This window comes from Bacteroidota bacterium (assembly GCA_035506275.1).
Lineage (GTDB): Bacteria > Bacteroidota > Ignavibacteria > UBA10030 > UBA8401 > JAGVPT01.
In genome coordinates this window covers 1-18,534 of the sequence record DATJPT010000010.1, presented here as the reverse complement: position 1 = coordinate 18,534, position 18,534 = coordinate 1, and the positions used below count along the sequence as shown (strand labels likewise).

11 protein-coding genes are annotated in these 18,534 nt (G+C 51.7%); 4 read left to right on the top strand and 7 right to left on the bottom strand.

What is annotated here, in order from left to right; genetic code table 11:
* Positions 1 to 70: 70 nt before the first annotated feature.
* The gene (locus VMF88_09090; protein HTY11216.1) at positions 71 to 3,691 is read right to left on the bottom strand and encodes a GLUG motif-containing protein; all 3,621 of its coding nucleotides are present in this window, start codon (positions 3,689 to 3,691) and stop codon (positions 71 to 73) included.
* A gap of 515 nt (positions 3,692 to 4,206) precedes the next feature.
* Between VMF88_09090 and VMF88_09085 the strand changes: the two genes are divergently transcribed.
* The 3 genes from VMF88_09085 to VMF88_09075 are packed head-to-tail and all read left to right on the top strand — an operon-like array spanning position 4,207 to position 9,489.
* Complete coding sequence (locus VMF88_09085) at positions 4,207 to 6,342, top strand: T9SS type A sorting domain-containing protein (protein HTY11215.1); 2,136 nt, start codon at positions 4,207 to 4,209, stop codon at positions 6,340 to 6,342.
* A gap of 22 nt (positions 6,343 to 6,364) precedes the next feature.
* Positions 6,365 to 7,267 carry a DUF4249 family protein gene (locus VMF88_09080; protein ID HTY11214.1) on the top strand — a complete coding sequence of 301 codons (903 nt, stop codon included), beginning with the start codon at positions 6,365 to 6,367 and terminating at the stop codon, positions 7,265 to 7,267.
* On the top strand, positions 7,264 to 9,489 hold the full coding sequence (locus VMF88_09075) for a TonB-dependent receptor (GenBank protein ID HTY11213.1): 2,226 nt from the start codon (positions 7,264 to 7,266) through the stop codon (positions 9,487 to 9,489). The genes VMF88_09080 and VMF88_09075 overlap by 4 nt, the downstream gene beginning before the upstream one ends.
* 27 nt (positions 9,490 to 9,516) lie before the next feature.
* On the opposite strand, the gene VMF88_09070 is transcribed toward VMF88_09075, so the two are convergent.
* A complete protein-coding gene (locus VMF88_09070; GenBank protein HTY11212.1) occupies positions 9,517 to 10,725 on the bottom strand; it encodes a VCBS repeat-containing protein in 1,209 nt (402 codons plus the stop codon).
* Positions 10,726 to 11,093: 368 nt separating this feature from the next.
* Here VMF88_09070 and VMF88_09065 point away from each other — a divergent pair, with 368 nt between their 5' ends.
* A complete protein-coding gene (locus VMF88_09065; protein ID HTY11211.1) occupies positions 11,094 to 12,335 on the top strand; it encodes a hypothetical protein in 1,242 nt (413 codons plus the stop codon).
* Between the two features lie 13 nt (positions 12,336 to 12,348).
* Here VMF88_09065 and VMF88_09060 read toward each other — a convergent pair whose 3' ends face one another.
* The 5 genes from VMF88_09060 to VMF88_09040 all read right to left on the bottom strand — a co-directional run.
* On the bottom strand, positions 12,349 to 13,794 hold the full coding sequence (locus VMF88_09060) for a cellulase family glycosylhydrolase (protein ID HTY11210.1): 1,446 nt from the start codon (positions 13,792 to 13,794) through the stop codon (positions 12,349 to 12,351).
* A 24-nt stretch (positions 13,795 to 13,818) separates the two neighbouring features.
* On the bottom strand, positions 13,819 to 15,591 hold the full coding sequence (locus VMF88_09055; protein HTY11209.1) for a class I mannose-6-phosphate isomerase: 1,773 nt from the start codon (positions 15,589 to 15,591) through the stop codon (positions 13,819 to 13,821).
* Between the two features lie 96 nt (positions 15,592 to 15,687).
* Positions 15,688 to 16,893 (bottom strand): acetylxylan esterase, encoded by a 1,206-nt coding sequence (locus tag VMF88_09050; GenBank protein ID HTY11208.1) that lies wholly within the window; start codon positions 16,891 to 16,893, stop codon positions 15,688 to 15,690.
* Between the two features lie 30 nt (positions 16,894 to 16,923).
* Positions 16,924 to 18,378, bottom strand: a complete 1,455-nt coding sequence (gene gnd / locus VMF88_09045) for a decarboxylating NADP(+)-dependent phosphogluconate dehydrogenase (protein HTY11207.1) — start codon at positions 18,376 to 18,378, stop codon at positions 16,924 to 16,926.
* Positions 18,379 to 18,409: 31 nt separating this feature from the next.
* Positions 18,410 to 18,534 (bottom strand): sugar kinase (locus VMF88_09040; GenBank protein ID HTY11206.1); only part of this gene is annotated, 125 nt, incomplete at its 5' end.

Sequence of the window (18,534 nt, the reverse complement as noted above, 5' to 3'; positions counted from 1 at the left end):
CAGTCCTGCTAACACTTTTTGGTGTACGGAGGTCTACAATGGCAAGCCTCATCTCACGTTAAAGCTGAAGCTATTTCAACAGCAACATTTTCTTCAATTGCATCTTGTCTCCAAACTCCAGCCGTGAGAAATAAAGGCCGCTCGCCAGCCTCGTCGCATCAAATGTTGCCCGGTGGTACTCTCCTGATGAAGCCACTCCGTCGAAGAGCGTTGCCACCTCCTGTCCAAGCGTATTGTAAATTTTCAGGATTGCCCGGCCGTCTTTTGGAACGGTGAATTCTATTGTTGTCGCCGGATTGAATGGGTTTGGATAATTTTGGAAGAGCGTTAATACTCTCGGCACCGCATCCGCAGTAACCTCTATTTCCTGCGAATACCTGAATACGCCGTTGCGGTCAATTTCTTTGAGCCGATAGGCCAGCGTACCGGATACTCCCGAATTATCAGTGTATGAATACTTATGCGGACTGTTACTGGTGCCGCTCCCCGAAATAAAGCCGAGCTTCAGCCATTGCACCGCGCTTCCCCCCGACAGTGCACTTGAAGAGTTCTTTCTGTCCACCTCAAACCCTTCACAATTCTGTTCCGTCGCCGTTTTCCAGTTCAATTCAATATTCCCGTCATTGGCTGCCGCTGAAAAATTCGTCAGCTCCACGGGGAGTGCGATCGCAGACCCATTCTGCCAGGAGAGAAATGGATAACCACTATTGATTGTGTGATGCGTGGTATCCATGTCCCAATAATCATTCGTGCCGTTAGCGGTTTCGAGCTCAAAATCCCAGCCGGCAGTAATGAATGTGGAGAGGGTCCGCATGGCGGCAGAATTCTCCGCGGTACCGGCTGCGCTGCTGCCGGTGCTGTCAGTATCATAAAATGAATTGGTGACCGTGCCGCCATAGTTGCCTCCGATCAACCCGCCATAGGTCGACGATGCGCTCACCTTGCTGACGCTGTAGCAATCGCTGATGTCGGCGCCCGAGTGGTTCCCCACCAGGCCTCCGGCGCCGGGGCAAGAGACATGCACCCCGCCGGTGCTATAGCAGTTCGCGATTGTGCCGGCGGAGGAATATCCGATGAATCCGCCCATGCTGTAATTCGAGCCTCCCGTCACCCCACAGCTGCTGTAGCTTGTCGCAACCGACCCGATGTGCTGCCCGATAAGCCCTCCGCAATCTCCGTACGCCGCATACACGTTCCCGGTACTGAAACAGTTCTCGATGGAAGCACCTGCGGAATCCATTCCGACCAACGCTCCGACAAAATCATACCCGGAAACACTGGCATTCGTTATGCCCAGGTTCTTAACAACGGCAGAGAACCCGATGACTCCGAACAGGCCTATGCAGTTATTGCCGTTACCTGTTCGGGAAACGAACAGGCTGTCGATATTGTACCCTTGACCGTCATACGAGCCCAGAAAGCGCGTTACGGCGTTTGATCCTATGGGGATAAATCCCTCTCCGCTGTTGTAATCTGCCTGCTTTGTTGCAGCCGCGCTGATGTTTTGAGTTTGAATAAGATAAACTCCCTGCAACGACGCCGAGGAATTGTCTACGGTGTCTGCGATCCAGATGAGATTTGCCAGCGAGGAGATCTGGAAAGGGTTTCCTACCGACCCGTCCCCCGCCGACGGGCGTGCCTTCGCGATCGGGGTGAGAAAACTGACCTCTGATCCGCGTGCATATCCTTGCGCGTTGACGGCAGCGGCGCGAACGTAATATGTCGCGCCAGAATTTAAACCCGAGACGGAAGCCGAGACCGCTTGGGAAGTTTCTCCCGTCAAAGGGCTTTGCGATGCAACGATGCTATCCGTGTAAGTACCTGAGGCAGTGCCAAAAAGGAACCGAACGGCGGTTGTATCTCCGTTCGGATCGACAGATCCGTTGAACGTTGCCCCCGTGCTGGTAACGCTCGTCGCGGCGCTGGTCGTTGTCGTCGGTATTGATGGGGCCGGAAACGTGGCGAAATTCTGCTCGCTCCCTTGTGAAGAACCGTACGCATTAGTCGAAATGACCCTATAGTAGTAGGTCGTGCTGAAGGCGAGGCCGGTCACATTCGCGGACACAGAAGTTGCGCCCCAGCCGTAGATCGGGCTCTGAGCGGCAGTAACGGTGTCCGGGTAAATTCCCGACGTTGTCCCGTAAACGAATTTGACGATGGTGGAACTCTTATGCGGGCTCACGTTTCCATTCAGCGTGGCTGTAGACGAAGCAATATTGGTGCCTGCATTCGTTACTGCCGACGGTCCGCTGGCCACGTACTGAGTTTGCCAGCTCAATCCGGGGTAACCATTATTCACGGTCGGATCGATCGCCCATGTATTCGCAAAGTCCCATCCGGCATTGGTGAATGTGGATTGCGTCTTCATCTGCGAAGTGTTCTCGCCATTGTCTCCGGAGCCGCTGCTCGATTGCCCCGAAGTTTGCGTATCCCAGAATGAATTTGATGAAGTTATGTTATTATAGCCGACGAGCCCTCCTACGGGAGATGTGCCGCTCACCGCCCCTTTGCTGTAGCATGTGCTGATAGCGCCTAAATAATTATTGCCGACAAGTCCCCCGACAAAGTTCCCACTGGCAACGACATTACCAGTCGCGTAACAGTTCGATATTTGCTCCCCGCCGTACGTACTCCCGCTATTCCCGGCAAATCCGCCGACATTTGTCCCCCCTACCACATTCCCAGTGCTGTAACATCCGCTGACGGTAGAATATAATTGGTTTGATCCGACAAAACCGCCCGAATAATCCCCGCCGCTGTCGCTGCCCGTGGCATAGCAACCGGAAACCGAGCCGAAATTGGAATTATATCCCACGAAACCACCGGAGTTGTCCCCCGAACAGACAACATTTCCCGTGCTGGAACTGTTGCTTATAGTCGCGCTGTGGTCGTTTCCCCCCGCGAAGCCCCCAACGCCGACGCTGCCGCTGACACTTCCCGTCGCATAGCTGCTGTCGATAGAGGTGGTGGTATAGTAATTCTGGCCGATGAACCCGCCGACATAATTCCCCCCGCTCACTCGTCCTGTGCTGTAACTTTTTTCTATTTTCGAACCATACAGGCTTTCCCCTACAAGTCCGCCGGCATAGGTGCTGACGCCGGTGACGTTCCCTGTCGCATAGCTGCTGCTGATGGTGGAGATGACACTAGTGTTGTTCGTATTGCTGCCGACAAGTCCGCCGACCCATCCGGCCGCGCCGGTGACGGCTGCGCTGCTGTAACTGTTGCTGACGGCGCCCCCATCGCTATATCCGACCAGACCTCCAACGTAGTCGCTGTTGCCGGTCACGCTCCCCGTTATTGAACAATTCACAACGCTAGCCTTGAAATTGTAACCCACGATTCCTCCGGTGTACTGCCTTCCTGTTATTCGAGCATTCAGCAATCCAAGGTTCTTTATCGTTGCGCCTTGCATTTGACCAAACATTCCGATGTAGTCAGAACTTCCCCTGGAAATAAACAATCCTGTAATCGTATGCCCTAGTCCGTCATAAGTCCCGGTAAAATAGGAACCGTTTCCTATGGGAGAGAAGCCGCTGCCGGAACTCCAGGCCGAATCGGAGGATGCATCAATGTTCGCTGTTTGCGTGAAATATGCTCCCCAAGCGCCGGAATTCTGGGTTATCCAGTAAAGATTATTCAGCGTCGCGATGATGTACGGATCGTCAGAAGTTCCGCTGCCTGTTGGCATGGTCGCTGTCTGCGAAAAAGAGTCTGCCGCCACGAACAGAGCCAAAACCAATATTGCAACACACTTGTAGCCATAGATTTTCATCATCCCTCCGAGCTGTATTTTTTCCTTGATTGGCTTACTCCATCCCGATACGAGTGTACAAAACAATACAGAGGATCAGCGGCGTTACTCAATCCGCTAGAATTGAAATTCTTGATCAAACTAATGGTCACGAGGGTTCATTCGGGGAGAGAGTCTCCCCTCAGCAATAGAAGTAACTTATTATTCGGGAGAATAATAAGCAAGGGCTAAATTAGGGGAGGCGGATTGTTCCTTCTCCCGAAGGGATGACTGCACCGGACATGCCCTTAATTGGGGGATGTTCTTCTCAAAGGGAGCTGGTTGCGAATTATGAGTGTCATATCGCTGAGTTAGCTCCTAATAAAGATTCTTGCAAGTCAATTCATGTTTTCCAATATTGATGATGAAGTCGCTTCTTAAACGCGCCGTGAAGTCATGACAAGGATGTACTATTGAGAAGTTCAAGGCTTTTACGCTCTTCACTTATCCTGACAGTTGGAATCCCCCTATTTCAGATCAACGCGCAGGCAATATCATGGTCGCCGAACGTCGGGCCTTTCTCGGGCGCAGTGCCGCTGCTTGCGATTGACCGATCGGGAAACATTTTCGCCGCAACTGCCACGGGAATTTGCCGCTCGACCGATGAGGGATCGAACTGGTCGGCCTTGGGGCTCTATCTAGAATTCGGGCCTTCCTATCTGACCGTGGATTCATCGGGAAATATTTACGCAGGGAACAGCTTCCAAGGCTTATTCGAATCGACCGATCATGGATCGACGTGGGGGAAGGTGAATTTGAACGGCAGTGTTTATTGTGCAACCGCCCTCTCCGGAAACAGAATCTGCGTCGGTCAGGTCCAACAAGTCTCTCTCTCAAGCGACGGGGGACAATCGTGGTCTCCCCTTCATGTGACAAACGATAACGCCCCCGTACTTTCGATCGCTGAAGACCGGTCGGGGAAACTTTATGCAGGACTGAAACGCTACGAGCCGCGTCCACCGGCTTCCCCTTACGGAGGCGGCGTCTATGTTTCATCCGACAGCGGCAATTCCTGGATATTTGAAGGAGGGCCGTTTTATCCGATAACCTCCGTTCTTGTTGACGACCTGGGAAAAGTTTATGCAATTGCCCAGCCGAGCACCTACCTCCACGGATTGATTTTTTCCCTAACACCTGGTGAAAACGAATGGAAGGGAGACTCTTCGGGGATCCCGTATTGGGTGACAATGGTGAACGCCCTTGTATCGGGCAGCGAGGGGGAAACTGCCTTGGCGGCAGACATGGGAATATTTGTATACAGCAGTTCGTCAAAGAGTTGGAAAAGCGCAACAGAAGCAGTCTCCTCGGCATCGATCACCTCCGCCGCCTACACCTCGAACGGGACGATCTATGCTGGAACTCAGGGTGACGGCGTTTTTTTCTGGAAAAAATCTTCCCAGGAATGGATCCAATGCGGCATTCAGCCGGCATCAATTTCGTCGTTGAGTTTCGATTCCTTTAACAATCTTTACGCCGGGACGACCGACGGCGTTTTTGAACAGGATTCTTCCGACAAACAATGGAGAAGAATCAGCAACGGGCTTGCCACGTCCAATGTCTACCAGCTTCAATATTCGGCTCCTGAAAAGAGATTGTACGGCGCTACAGGCAATGGGCTGTCATATTTGCCGGACAACAGCAACTATTGGATTCCCCTCACTAAACTCCCCGCGTTCAGCTTTGCCGAGTCATCCGTCGGCAAATATTCGGGCACAGCCGGCGGAATCCTCAACGCCATCGGACAAGAGGATATCTGGAACTTCATGCAAACAGTCGGCCTCCCGAGTACCGATGTTCATTCTATCGTGATCGATTCCTCGAACGATTTGGTGGTCGGCACTTTGTACGATGGAATTTTCCGGAGTACTGACGGCGGCTTTTTTTGGAGCCAGGTAGGGATCAACACATCTCTCATCTTTTGCACTGTCAACACGGTCATGATGGATCCTGAAGGGAGAATATTTGCCGGGACTGATACCGGCGGCGCATATTACTCCGATGATGCAGGAGTCAATTGGCTCGGTATTCCATCGATCAGAGGAAGAAACGCGACCTGTTTCCTGACAGACAATATTTCCCTTTATCTTGCGGGCACGGCTGACAGCGGACTGTTTATTTCGACAGACCGCGGATTGACCTGGCAGCCGGAGGACATGGGGTTAAGCGATTCAAATATCACCGCACTGGAAGCAGACATAAATGGGAATCTGTACGCAGGAACGACCAACGGCTTATTCAAGGGGGGGAGCATATCGCTTGCAGTCCATGAAAAATCGACCGCCCCGCATTCGTACAAACTATTCCAAAACTATCCTAATCCCTTCAACCCGAGTACGGTGATCAGTTATCAATTACCGGAAAACAGCGCTGTCTCGCTCAAAATCTTCGATATTCTCGGGAGGGAAGTGGCGGAATTAGTGCATGAACACGAAGGCGCTGGAAGCCATTCTGTGATTTTCAACGCCCGCAATCTTACGAGCGGCGTGTACCTTTATCGGCTGACCGCAGGAGAATACACGAAGGTTGAGAAAATGATGCTTATCAAGTAGACCAATATTCCCAACGATGAGTGTGAACATCATTTTCAAAAAAGTATCGTTGTTCGTAGTGCTCCCCGGAGTTCTGGCTTTGTGCAGCTGCAACAATCCGTTCCAGCCTGAAGTTCAATACTCTCCGAAGCTTAACGTTTATTCTGTTCTCCTTGCAAACGCCCCAGTCGTTTACGTAAGGGTTATGCCTGTATCGGAATCCCCCTCGGGTGTATCTGCCCAAGTTCACGGTGCGTCGGTGACCCTTGAAGGCTCCGGGCTGACAGGAGTTGAGATCCTAAGGGATACAACGGCGGTGATCGGCGGCGATACAACCTCTTTCTACTATGCTCCTGTGAAAGTCCTCCCGGGCGGATCGTATTCCGTTTCTGTCAGCCAAGCCGGATACCCTACCGCAGTGGCGAACGTCGATGTGCCGTACAGCTACGCCGCGATTCCTGACCAGGCGACCTATGATGGACTTCAGAACCCGAAGCATCTGCATCAACAGATCCAGCTCACGGTCAATTTATCGGAACTGGCAAGCGCGGCGTTCGTTCAAATGCTCGTCGAATGCAGGGGCATAGACCAAACCGGGAGATTCACCACCGCATATTTCAACGTCATCCCAGTCGACTCATTGAACCCGTTCATTGAATTGTCCTCGACGAAATATCCAATAACCGTCGATACCTCCGACTATAAAACTGCGTTCGATCTTGCAGACCGGTTTTCTCAGAATTTGAGGCCGTATCATCTCTACGTCGATATCATTGCAACGCAGGTCGATGATAACCTTTACCGGTATTTCATTACCTCAACCCACACGGACACTCCGCTGCTCATGAGGACAGATAAGATCGTATTCTCCAACATCTTCAATAGCGCAGGGACCGGCATTGTCGCCGGCGCCTGCGTCGACACGACAAGGATCTTCCTGTATTGAAAGTTTTCTGCTTCATATCCATTCTGTTATGGGCCTCTCCGCTCGTTGCGCAGGAGCCGGCTATCACCATCACCGGCGCGGTCGTCGACAGCGCGAGCGGTGAGCGTATACCGTACGCCTCCGTTTCGATCGTCGGCACGTTGGCCGGAACCATGGCCGATGTGAACGGGTATTTCATTCTGCGAAATGTTCACCCTGAGAACGCCAGCGTCCGTGCATCGGCTGTCGGATATCAGTCCAAGGATTTCCGTGTTGAACGTCACGGCGACGAGCCCGTCATCATGAACCTTAAGATTCCCGAGTCTCCCATGACGATGCCGACAGTCGAAGTGGTCGGAAAAAGCGTTACGGGGACAGCCGGGACCACGATCATCACGCCGACGCAGCTGCAGAATACCACGGGAATATTCAAGAATGACGTGGTGCAATACGTCACCCAGCTGCCCGGCGTGGTGACGGTGAGCGGCATCTCGAGCCAATACTATGTGCGCGGCGGAGGTCCGGATGAAAACCTTGTTCTGCTGGACGGCATGCAGGTCTATAACCTCTCGCACGCCTTCGGCTTATTGAGTTTTGTCGACCCCATGATCGTGAAGGTCGCCAATTTCAGCGTAGGCGGTTTTCAGTCGGAATACGGCGGACGGCTTTCGTCGGTATTCGACATTCAAACCATCGACGGAGATAAGAACGAATTCAAAGCGAAGGGAACGTTCGATTTGCTCTCCACCGATGCACTCCTGACCGGTCCTCTTTTCGGGGACGGCAACAGCAGTTTCGTCGCCTTTTATCGCCGCCCCCTTTTTCAAAACACGCTTCAGAAATTCTATTCGCTCGGCCTTCCGTTCGATTACGACGACGGCTTTGCAAAGGCGACCGTGGATTTTCCTGGACAGGGACACGTCAACGCCGAATACATGACAAGCGGCGACAGGGTCAGGCAGCAGAGCGTCGATGAACCCGACTTCACATGGGGAAACAATTCCGGAGCCGTCTCCGGAAGTTTCATCGTCGGCGACCAGTTCGATCTGAAATTTTCGATCTCATACACAAGCTACCGCGCTGAACAGCTCCCCAAGCAATCGCAGGACGTCGGGTACCAGCTCGACGAAATTACGACGCCGTCGTTCTACGGCGACGTCACGTCCTTCAGCGACTCGCGCGATCAGTTCGACCTCGGACTCCTCTTTACATTCCCGACGTACAATTATACCTTCACGAACAAATACGGAGGTTCGATACAGGAGAATGTCCCGGAGATCGAGCCCCAGATATGGACGAAATATATTTTCAACCCCCAGGGGAGGTTCTCCTTTGAGGTTGGACTCCGCTCCGACATGCAGCGGACATTTCAGCGGCTTGCCGGCGCGCCGGGAGGATACCTGCCGGAACCCCGCATTACGGTCACCGTTAAACCAGAGGACCAGATCGCTCTCTACGCAAATTTCGGGATTTATCATCAGCGCATCATGGACCTGAACGATGAGAACCTTGTCTTCACGCCGTTCGACGTCCTTGCTCCCCTTCCCGAGAACAACGGAGACGAAGCGTCAAATCAATACGTTCTGGGCTGCAAGATGGAGCCGACCATCTTGACGTCGGTGAAAATCGAACTCTATTACAAAACTCTCTCAAACCTTGCGGAGGTGAATCTGGACAAAGTCTATGACTATGAGAGCGATTTCATTTTTGGGACGGGGAGCGCCTACGGAGCCGATGTCAGCGTAAAATATGATGCGGGAGAGAGTTTTTACATTCAGGGAGGGTATTCGTACAGCTATACAACGAGGTCCTTTTCAGGAGAGACATATTTTCCCCGGTATGATGTTCGTGACCAGCTCAACCTTTCCGGCGGCGTTGAACCCCTCAAAGATCTTTGGTTTCGCGCGAGGCTGAAATTAACAAGTGGTCTGCCGTACACGCCGGTCAGCGGGTATTTCGGAACGATCCAATTTGATCCCTCGGATCTGCCGTCGTACACGAATCAGGCGCTTTACGCGCAGGCGCTTTTCGGCAAAATAAACTCCGCACGGCTCCCCGGGTATAAAAGCCTGGACCTGAGCGCATCGTACGACTTGAACCTCGGCTGGACCAGTTTTAATCTCCAGGGAACACTGATCAATCTCCTGGATACGAAGAATGTTTTTTACATCAACAACATCACCGGGAACGTGGTCTATCAGCTTCCAACGATCTTCAATCTTTCGCTTGGGTGGAATTTTTAGGGGGAGTTGCGGCGGGAATTTCGAGCGCTATTTAGGCGGCTGACGGCCCGAAGCATTTGAGATGAAGAAGACCGAGATCGAATTTGAACCGTAATTAGCAACTGCAAGATCGTTCAAGCCTGAACCAGATAAATTTCCCACGGCCAGAAATGAAGGACCGACCCCGGAGGGAATGTCCTTTTTCAATGAAAACGCGGGGACGGTCGATCCATGAACCGTTGTATTGATGAAAATTGAGATCGTCCCCGAATTATAGTTTCCTGCCGCAACATCACTCTTCCCTTTTCCAACTGCATCGATAAAACAGACTGCCTGCGGATTGGCCCCCGTGATCAATTCTGTTTTCACCAAAAACAACGGCGTTGCAGCTCCCCTTTCAGCGGCGTTCATCAACACGGAGATTGAATTCGATCCCTGATCGGCGACAAGAATATCGTTTTTCTCGTCTCCATTTACATCTCCAATAGCAACAGTCATCGGACGTTCCCCCGCCTGCACTTCCGTCCCCCTTGAAAAAACAGGAGCCGTTCCGTTCGCCGGGGTTTCATTGAAAAATATTGAAATGGAATTGGAGCGATAATTTGCAGCCACAATGTCGGGACGGCCGTCACCGTTCAGATCTCCGGCGGTTACGAAAACCGGACGCGTTCCAGCCGGAAGGTCAATTCGCTGTGCGAAAGAAACGGATGAACTGCCGCGCGAAGTCGTGTTGAGAAATACGGAGATCGAGTTTGACTTGTAGTTCGCAACCGCTAGATCAGGCCTTCCATCGCCGTTGAAATCCGCAACAAAGAGGGAAATAGGCCTTTCTTCAGTCGGAACATCTTCTTTTACTGCAAATGAGGGGCTGGCTGAGTCTTGCCGTGATGTATTGAGAAAGATCGAAATGTTATTGGAAAGATAGTTCGCGACCACAAAGTCTGGTTTGCCGTCACCGTTAAAATCACCGACGGCAACTGCCATCGGCTTTTCTTCTGTGTGCAGGTCTATTTTGGGCAGGAAGGAAGGCGCCGATCCATCCGGGGGAGTGGCATTAAGCAGCAACGAGATGGTATTGGATTTATAGTTCGCACAAACAATATCAAGCTTTCCATCGCCGTTGAAATCGCCGAGAGCAATCGAGATCGGCCCTTCCCCTGTCGGAAGATCTTTTTTAGCCGCGAATTGAAGCTGTGGGAAGACTGACGCCGTCGTGACGGTCAGGAGAAGGAAAATGCAGCGAAAGTAATGGAGCATATTAATCGATATCCGTCATTTCAATGAAACCATTTCGCATCGTGGTCGCAGCAACAAAGAGGTGAAGCCCGTACTTCGATCAAAAAAAGGATGACGCCGTTCCCATTGGTGAAAGTTGAAGTATGCTCGATCAGCGGCATATCACACGATAGGGATGAGCCGCCATGAGAAAGAAAATACGACCATCCGCGCAAAAGCGCAAAGTGATCTTTGCATGACATCTGAATACCCTTTGCGACGGGCGAGGCATGAAAGAACATCTCACCGCAAGATCGAGGTATGGCGGGAATTTTGTCCGACGCCGAATCTTTATTTGCTTTTTCCCGTAAGAATATACGAGTTTCGTCCAATTAATTCGCGGCTGGGTTGTGAACACGGTCTCCTACACAGAATCGTTCAAAGACTCCATCAGGAATCTTACAGAAAACTATACATACTTCTGGCTTAATCTCCCCGCGGGCGAGATCGAGCTTTCACGACGATTTTCTCCCCGGCAGCAGCGGGAGAACGAGAAGCAACTTGACAGGCAGCTCAAACTGCACTCGAAGACATTAGGTGAAGTTCACGGCCAGCCAAATGCCCGATCCGTTCCGATCGCATTCGATACTCTGAAGCTGCTGACCGGCTCTTCGTCGCTGCAGAGCGAGGATGCCGACGCGGACTATTTCAAAAAGAGCGAAGCCACAACGCGGCAGTTTGTCGAGGAGGCCAAAACATTCGATCCCTCGCTTTCGCAAAGCGACATCCATCAAGCGCTGAGGAACCTCTGGGTCTTCAACAACATTCAGATGATCGCAGGGCAACAAATATCTTTAACCCCCTCATCGTTCGCGTATTCCCTCCTTTATCCTTACACAGATAACGGCCTGGACAGCAAGGAGAGAACTTCCGAAGAAAAACGGACATACATTCAATGGCTCGACCAATGGTTTCATGGGAATAAATACGGGCCGATGGACGATTGGACCGCAAAAATTGCGGAGCTTCTGCTGATGATCGAAAAAGAATATCCGTCGGCAATTTTTTCGGAAGTGTACATGAGTCTCTACGCGATCCACTCAGCGCAAACCAGGAGTCTCCTGCTCCACAATGTTCACTCGGAGTACAGCGAAGAACTATTGTCGGAGATTACTGTTGAAAAAGGGGGAACTTCAGTTCTAGTGGATGGATACCTGGCGGCCGGCGCCTTGACACCGGAGCAGATGGACGCATTTTTCGAATACGGAGTCGTTCTCCAGCTTCTCGACGACATCCGGGATGTCGAGGAGGATACCATCAACCTCCATTCTACGCCCTTTACCCGCGCCGCCTCAGCCGGGAATCTCGATTGCGTTGCGGAGCGCCTCGTTGCTATGACGAAACATTCTGCAGAAAAACTATCAGCCCTGAATCGTTTGCATGGCAGACGAATCAAAGAAATGGTTGAGCAAAGCTGTTCATTTCTGATCTTTGAGACCGCAGCAAGTCATCCGGAATATTATTCCCCCTATTTTCTAAGCTGGATGGAAGTCTGGATGCCCCTTCGTCCGGCATACCTGAGGTCGCTGAAGCACAAATTCAAAAAGGATATGACGGCTCCGCAAAGCTTCGCCGCTTCTCACCTTTTTTGACTTCCCGCAGAGTTTAGATGATGATGCCGGGAGAATCGGGCTTCAAGTGCAAGCTTGTTAATGCCGAAATGCTTTTCGCAGGAAGGACGATCGTTCTTTCCCCTGATGCAGTTTCCTTCTCTATCTTTCCTTCCAGTCTGAAATTTCCTGAGGCGATCAGCTTCTCCGAGACTTGATAGAGAAACATCCCTATCCGGGAGGCGTTTCCCGTTATTGTCAAAGCAACCGATTGATCAGCGTCGCTGGAATTCAGCAGAAAAATGGAGATCTCGCCCGTCTTGTTTTTAACTGCTGCCAGCTTAATGTCTTCTGAATTGACGGTCGATTCAAGAGCAGCGGCGTACTTGCCGATAAACCTGCTCAACACGCCAAAGCCATAGTAGGCAAAACTCTCCGGTTGAACCTGCTTCAAAAACATTTTCCGTCCCCGGTCCCACGTTTGAATCAACTGCCATTGGCCGTCCATGTCTCCCCGATTGACAAAACTCCAGCGGTTGATTCCATCCACTCCCAGGTTCAGGCAAGTCACGATGTCGGAGGCATTCGACAATGCAGCGCCGAAACTTTTCGGCCCCGGGTTGTCCCCTCCCCATCCTAATTTCATATTCCCCAATTCGGTCAGAAAGAACGGCTTGTTCTTTCCGTGGGCCCATCCGACCCAATCTCCGATGATCGTTGCGCGGCTCTTGTCGATACCGTCGTAGGAGTGGATGTCGTATGCGCCGACAAAATCGTCAAAGTCTATTTTCGAAGGGTCCAATGGAGGGAGGCTCGTCCAGTCGGGCCCGGACAGCGGAATATCTATTCCGGCATCATCCAGCCGCTGCCGCGTTTTTCTAAGCGCTGGAGTTATCGTTCCTGAGCCCGAACCATGCGACCACCAATATCCCCATGTCCCCCCAGGCGGTTCATTCGTTATACAAAAATACTTGATGCAGGAATATTTCCTCTTCTTGATAAGTTGATCCAGAAGCTTTTTAATTCCTTCTGCAAAATCATCGACTGACCGGGGAGCGCTCAGAAGAGGATGGACGCCGGGAAACGCATTCCACTCGACATGTCCCCACATTTGCTGAAGAAAGACGTCGGCTTGGTTGGATTCGCACCAGTCGAGAATGTTATACAGCGCCAGCATCTCCTCGTTCTCCCAATCGAAGGCACCGCGCGCCGGTTCGTACATCCGCTGGCTGAGTTCGACGCGTATGAAATTCAAGCCGAGCCATGACGCGTGCCGGTAAATCTGATCCCATGTCTCCTTTGCTGATACCGGAGGATTCCCTCCATAGCCGCTTCCTCGAGGATTGACATGCCTCACCGGGTAATCGTACTTTTCGTTCTCGAGCGGTATGTCCTTCGACATCGCATGCCATGATGCGCCAATGCCGCCGCGCATTGTGTGGCGTACGATATCTGTGTTTACTCGGGCGATGATAAGCTTTGTTGATTGCGATTCTTGCATGATATAGACCTCGACAGTGGAACGTCACACGTACGATGAGGAACTCATCTTTCGAACGAATGCTTTGATCGTCGCGCACTCCTTACCGAGACTCGTTCCGCAAGGCCGGATCGTGTACTCTCCGATCGCGGCGGGCACGATGAATGTTTCGGCATAGTGAACGACGAACGGGGCGAACGTGCCGCCGGGACTTTCGACGATCGCTTCATCCCCTTCGACAAGATTCAACACGTTGACCGTTCCTTCGGTGTCATGCCTAACACTCTTCGAGAACCAATGCCGCCTTGTCTCGATGAACTCGGTTTCGTGCAATCCGGTCCGCTCTTCCTTCCATCCGTCTCCTTCGGCAATGATCTCCGTCCGGTTGACCAGTTGTGTCTTCGTCCACGTGGTAGTTCTTTTCCAGTCGATCACTTTTTTCCCGTGTTCAATGTTGATCGGACGAGGCTCGCCGTCCATTCCGAGGCGCCCCCAATCCCAGAGCTTGAAGGTGAAGATATACGGGGTCGCGCTGATCTCAAGGACAAGACTGTCCTTGCCGGAGCAATGAACCGTCCCGGCCGGAATTAGAAAATGATCATGTTTCCTGACCGGCCAGGTCTGAAGATAGTGGTCGGCGTCGAAATGGCTTCCATTCTTCTCCGCCGCCTCAAGCTCGGCAATCATCCGGGATGGATCGACATTCTCTCGAAGGCCAAGATAAACAACCGCCCCTTGTTTTCCCTCCATGATATAATAACTTTCATCCTGAGTATAGTTGACGCCGAAATTGTCGCGAATATACCGGGTGGTCGGATGGACCTGGAGGCTCAGGTTGCCCCCCTCGAACGTATCCAAATAGTCGAATCGAACTGGAAACTCTGCACCGAATCGATTGACGATATCGTCTCCGAGAAGCTCGTACGGATGCGCAAATACCAGGTCGATAGAAGGGAGCTCAAGAACGGCTTCTCCGAACTTGAGCAATAAACTGTTTTCTTCCGGAACGCAATTAAAACACCATGCATAGTTCGGAGCCGATGGATCAAGATCGAAACGATGTTTCATCCATTGCCCTCCCCATGGCCCTGGATCAAAGAACGGCACAACGCTGAAGGGACGCGTCACAGCTTCCGCCAAGCCTGCGGAAATCGCCCGAGCCTCGACCATTTTGGGATTACGGCGGTCGTTCGTATCGAGGAGATAATCCCATTTCCCCATCAGATCCCTTTTCAACCTGTCGCAGACCCGCCAGTCAAGAAAGTAGCCCTGCCTGTAGAGACGATCCCAGTCTGCAAAGGACCGGTTGGATACGCCGACATTATCGACCAGGTGCTTGCGCATCCTTTTCTGAATTTCCCATCGAGCCATATCGGCGTAGACAAGCAGGTCGCGTCGATCAGCGATACGTGAAGCGCCAGTTCCGATGACGAGAACGATCCCCGCGTCGGCGTCAGCTATTCGTTTCCGGGCCTGATCTATTTTGGCAGGATCAAAATAATCGTCGATAACAAGATCGGACATGCGGCCGAATAGTCTGTCATCGGTCACATAAGGGAAAACCATCTCTTCGATCTTTTGCTCATCCCGCATGCACTTTTTAGCGCGGATGACCTCAACCGGATGGATCCATGATATAATGCTCGATGTTGTCTCTTCCTCAAGCACTCCATGATAATACTCTATGACGACAATTTGTTTGTCTTGCTGGATGGAAGAAGCTGACTGAACGATCTTATCACAAATATCCTTCCAGCCTTCCCAGACCTGATAGGCTCCTTCGACTTTGATAAATGGAAATTTCGTAAAACTGCTCATCAGGCCGAGTGAATTAGCTTTGCATCGTTAGGATTAAAGTGAAAGGCAAATCGGATAAGCGAAATTCCTGGATAAGAAGAAAGGGACCCAGGCAGCTTATCGATCTGCCTTAGATTCGCGTGGGGTAAAGTGTCTCTTGGCAAATTGTATAAAGCGTTCGGTATCGTAATCGTTCAATCCATGTTTCCCCTGCCGCATATGATAACCGATAAAATTCCCCACTGGCGTATCGACACCCGGCATCTCTGATGTCTCCAACCCCTCTTCGCCGAACAATTGATAGACCGGCTCCGCGGCTTTTGCGGCCAGGAATGATCCCCGCGGATCTCCCCACAAATCCTCCTGAGCCGTTGAGACATAAACTGGTCGAGGAGCAATCAGCGCGACAAGCATGTGCCAATCAAGGGAAAGATCATCGACCCGATCGTTGAATTTTTTGAAACTGCCCGCAAACCAATGAGGAAATTGATTGTTGATCAATTTCACCGTCTCGCCAAACTCCCTGCGCGCGATTGCGGCGCCGCCGCAACCCGATTCGCAGGAAAAGACGATCGCGAAACGCTGATCCTGTGCTCCAGCCCACAACGCCGCTTTGCCGAAACGGGAAAAGCCGAGCAGGCACACTTTTTTTGCGTCGATAGAAGGGTCCGTCTCAACATAATCCATCACTCTTCTCATCGACCACGACCACGCAGCAATTGTCCCCCATTCATCCGGCTCGGGTTTTTCTCTTCCGCCCGGGTCGAAATATTTTCGGATTCCCTCTGCATAGGCGCTGTCTTTGTCGTCCGGTTCGATCTCTCGTGCATCGAATGTCACCAACCCGAATCCCTTGCCAATCACCAGCTGTGCATCGGGAGTCCATGTGGAGACTAAAAAGACCGGAACAGGCTTGTCGTTTTTTGGTAACGTAATATCAACATCAAGCTTTGGCCAGTTCTCTGTCGAAGAAAGACAGATCGTAACCTTTCTTTTGACAGCTAAACCACCGAGCGCCTGCGAATCCTCGCTGATCACCTTCCAATGCATGCCTTCCGGCCTGCCTGCGGGGGCTTTTCCATAAACATTCTCCTCGAACAGCCGTAAAATTTCAGGCCTGCGTTTCGCATTCCAAACAGCGGTGTCGATAACTTTTTCACCGTTCATCAGAATGAGTGGGTCGGGCAAGGTGTACGCCGGGACTTTTGATTCATCGTATTGTCCCGGCGGGAGGCCGGAAGAGATTTGTTTATCCTGAGCATAGAGAGGAGTTAGAGGAAGCATTCCAATGACAAAAGTAAGTACGAGAAGAAATTTCTTCATTTGAAAAGCTTCGGGAAATTCCTTGCGCCATCACACCACATATGTCGAGGAAGCTGTTTCTCCCCCCCGGCCGGTCCAGTTGGTGTGAAAAAATTCGCCGCGCGGCTTGTCAATTCTCTCATACATATGTGCACCAAAATAATCCCGTTGTGCCTGGAGCAAATTCGCCGGAAGCCGGGAATTCCTGAATCCGTCAAAGTAATTAAGCGCGGTCGCCATGGCGGGGGACCAGATGCCGTTAAGCACTGCCGTCGAAAGGACGCGGCGCCACGCTCCCTGCGAGTGCTCGACTGTCTCCCTAAAGAATGGATCTAACAAGAGGTTGGTCAGCTTCGGGTTCTTATCGAACGCATCTTTGATCCTTCCCAGAAACTTCGAGCGAATGATGCAGCCGCCGCGCCAGAGAAGCGCAATACCCCCGTAATTTAAGTTCCACATATATTCTTCTGCAGCGGCTCTGAGAAGAACGTATCCTTGAGTGTACGATACGATCTTGGATGCATACAACGCTTTCTCCAAATCGCTCAGAAAGGCTTTCTTATCTCCCTTAAATTCAGGCGTTGGTCCCTGAAGAATCTTCGAGGCTTCCACGCGCTCTTCTTTCGCCGCCGAGAGACAGCGGCCGTAAACGGCTTCGCTGATCATCGTCAATGGAATACCAAGGTCAAGCGACGCAACGCTCGTCCACTTCCCCGTCCCTTTTTGCCCGGCGGTGTCAAGGATTTTGTTAACCAGTGGCGTGCCATCCGTGTCTTTGAAGGCAAGAATATCGCGCGTAATTTCGATAAGATAGCTGTCAAGCTCTCCTTGATTCCATTCTGCAAAGACATCATGCATCTGCTCGGCGGACATATGCAGAAGGTCCTTCATGATCTGATAGACTTCGCAGATCAACTGCATATCTCCGTACTCGATTCCGTTATGGACCATTTTCACAAAATGTCCGGCGCCGTTCTCACCAACCCAATCGCAGCACGGCGTTCCATCGCCCACCTTCGCTGCTATCGATTGGAAAATCGGCTTGACGGCAGGCCATGCTGCCGGCGAGCCCCCCGGCATGATCGACGGTCCGCGGAGCGCTCCTTCTTCGCCCCCCGAGACTCCGGTTCCAATAAAAAGCAGCCCCTTCGATTCGAGATATTTTGTTCGCCGGATTGTGTCGGGGAAATGGGAATTGCCGCCGTCGATAATGATGTCTCCGCGCTGAAGATGTGGAATGAGCTGTTCGATGAATTCATCGACCGGCTTTCCTGCCTTCACCATCAACATCACTTTGCGGGGAGTTTTAAGCGAACCGACGAGCTCTTCGATGGAATGCGTGCCGGCAATGTTCTTCCCTTTTGCCCGTCCATGAATAAAATTGTCCACCTTTTGCAACGTCCTGTTGTAAACTGAAACCGTAAACCCGCGGCTTTCGACGTTCAGAACAAGATTTTCTCCCATCACCGCGAGGCCGACCAATCCGAAATCTGATTTTTCATTCATTGTTATTCTGTTCTCTTTCTGCTTGCTGTTGTTATCGTTGAATGCGAGCCGATCCGCCTTTGGCAAACGCGCGGACCTGTTCGACTGTTGCCATCGTTGTATCCCCCGGAAAGCTCGTCAGCAATGCCCCGTGAGCCCACCCAAGCTTCACCGCTT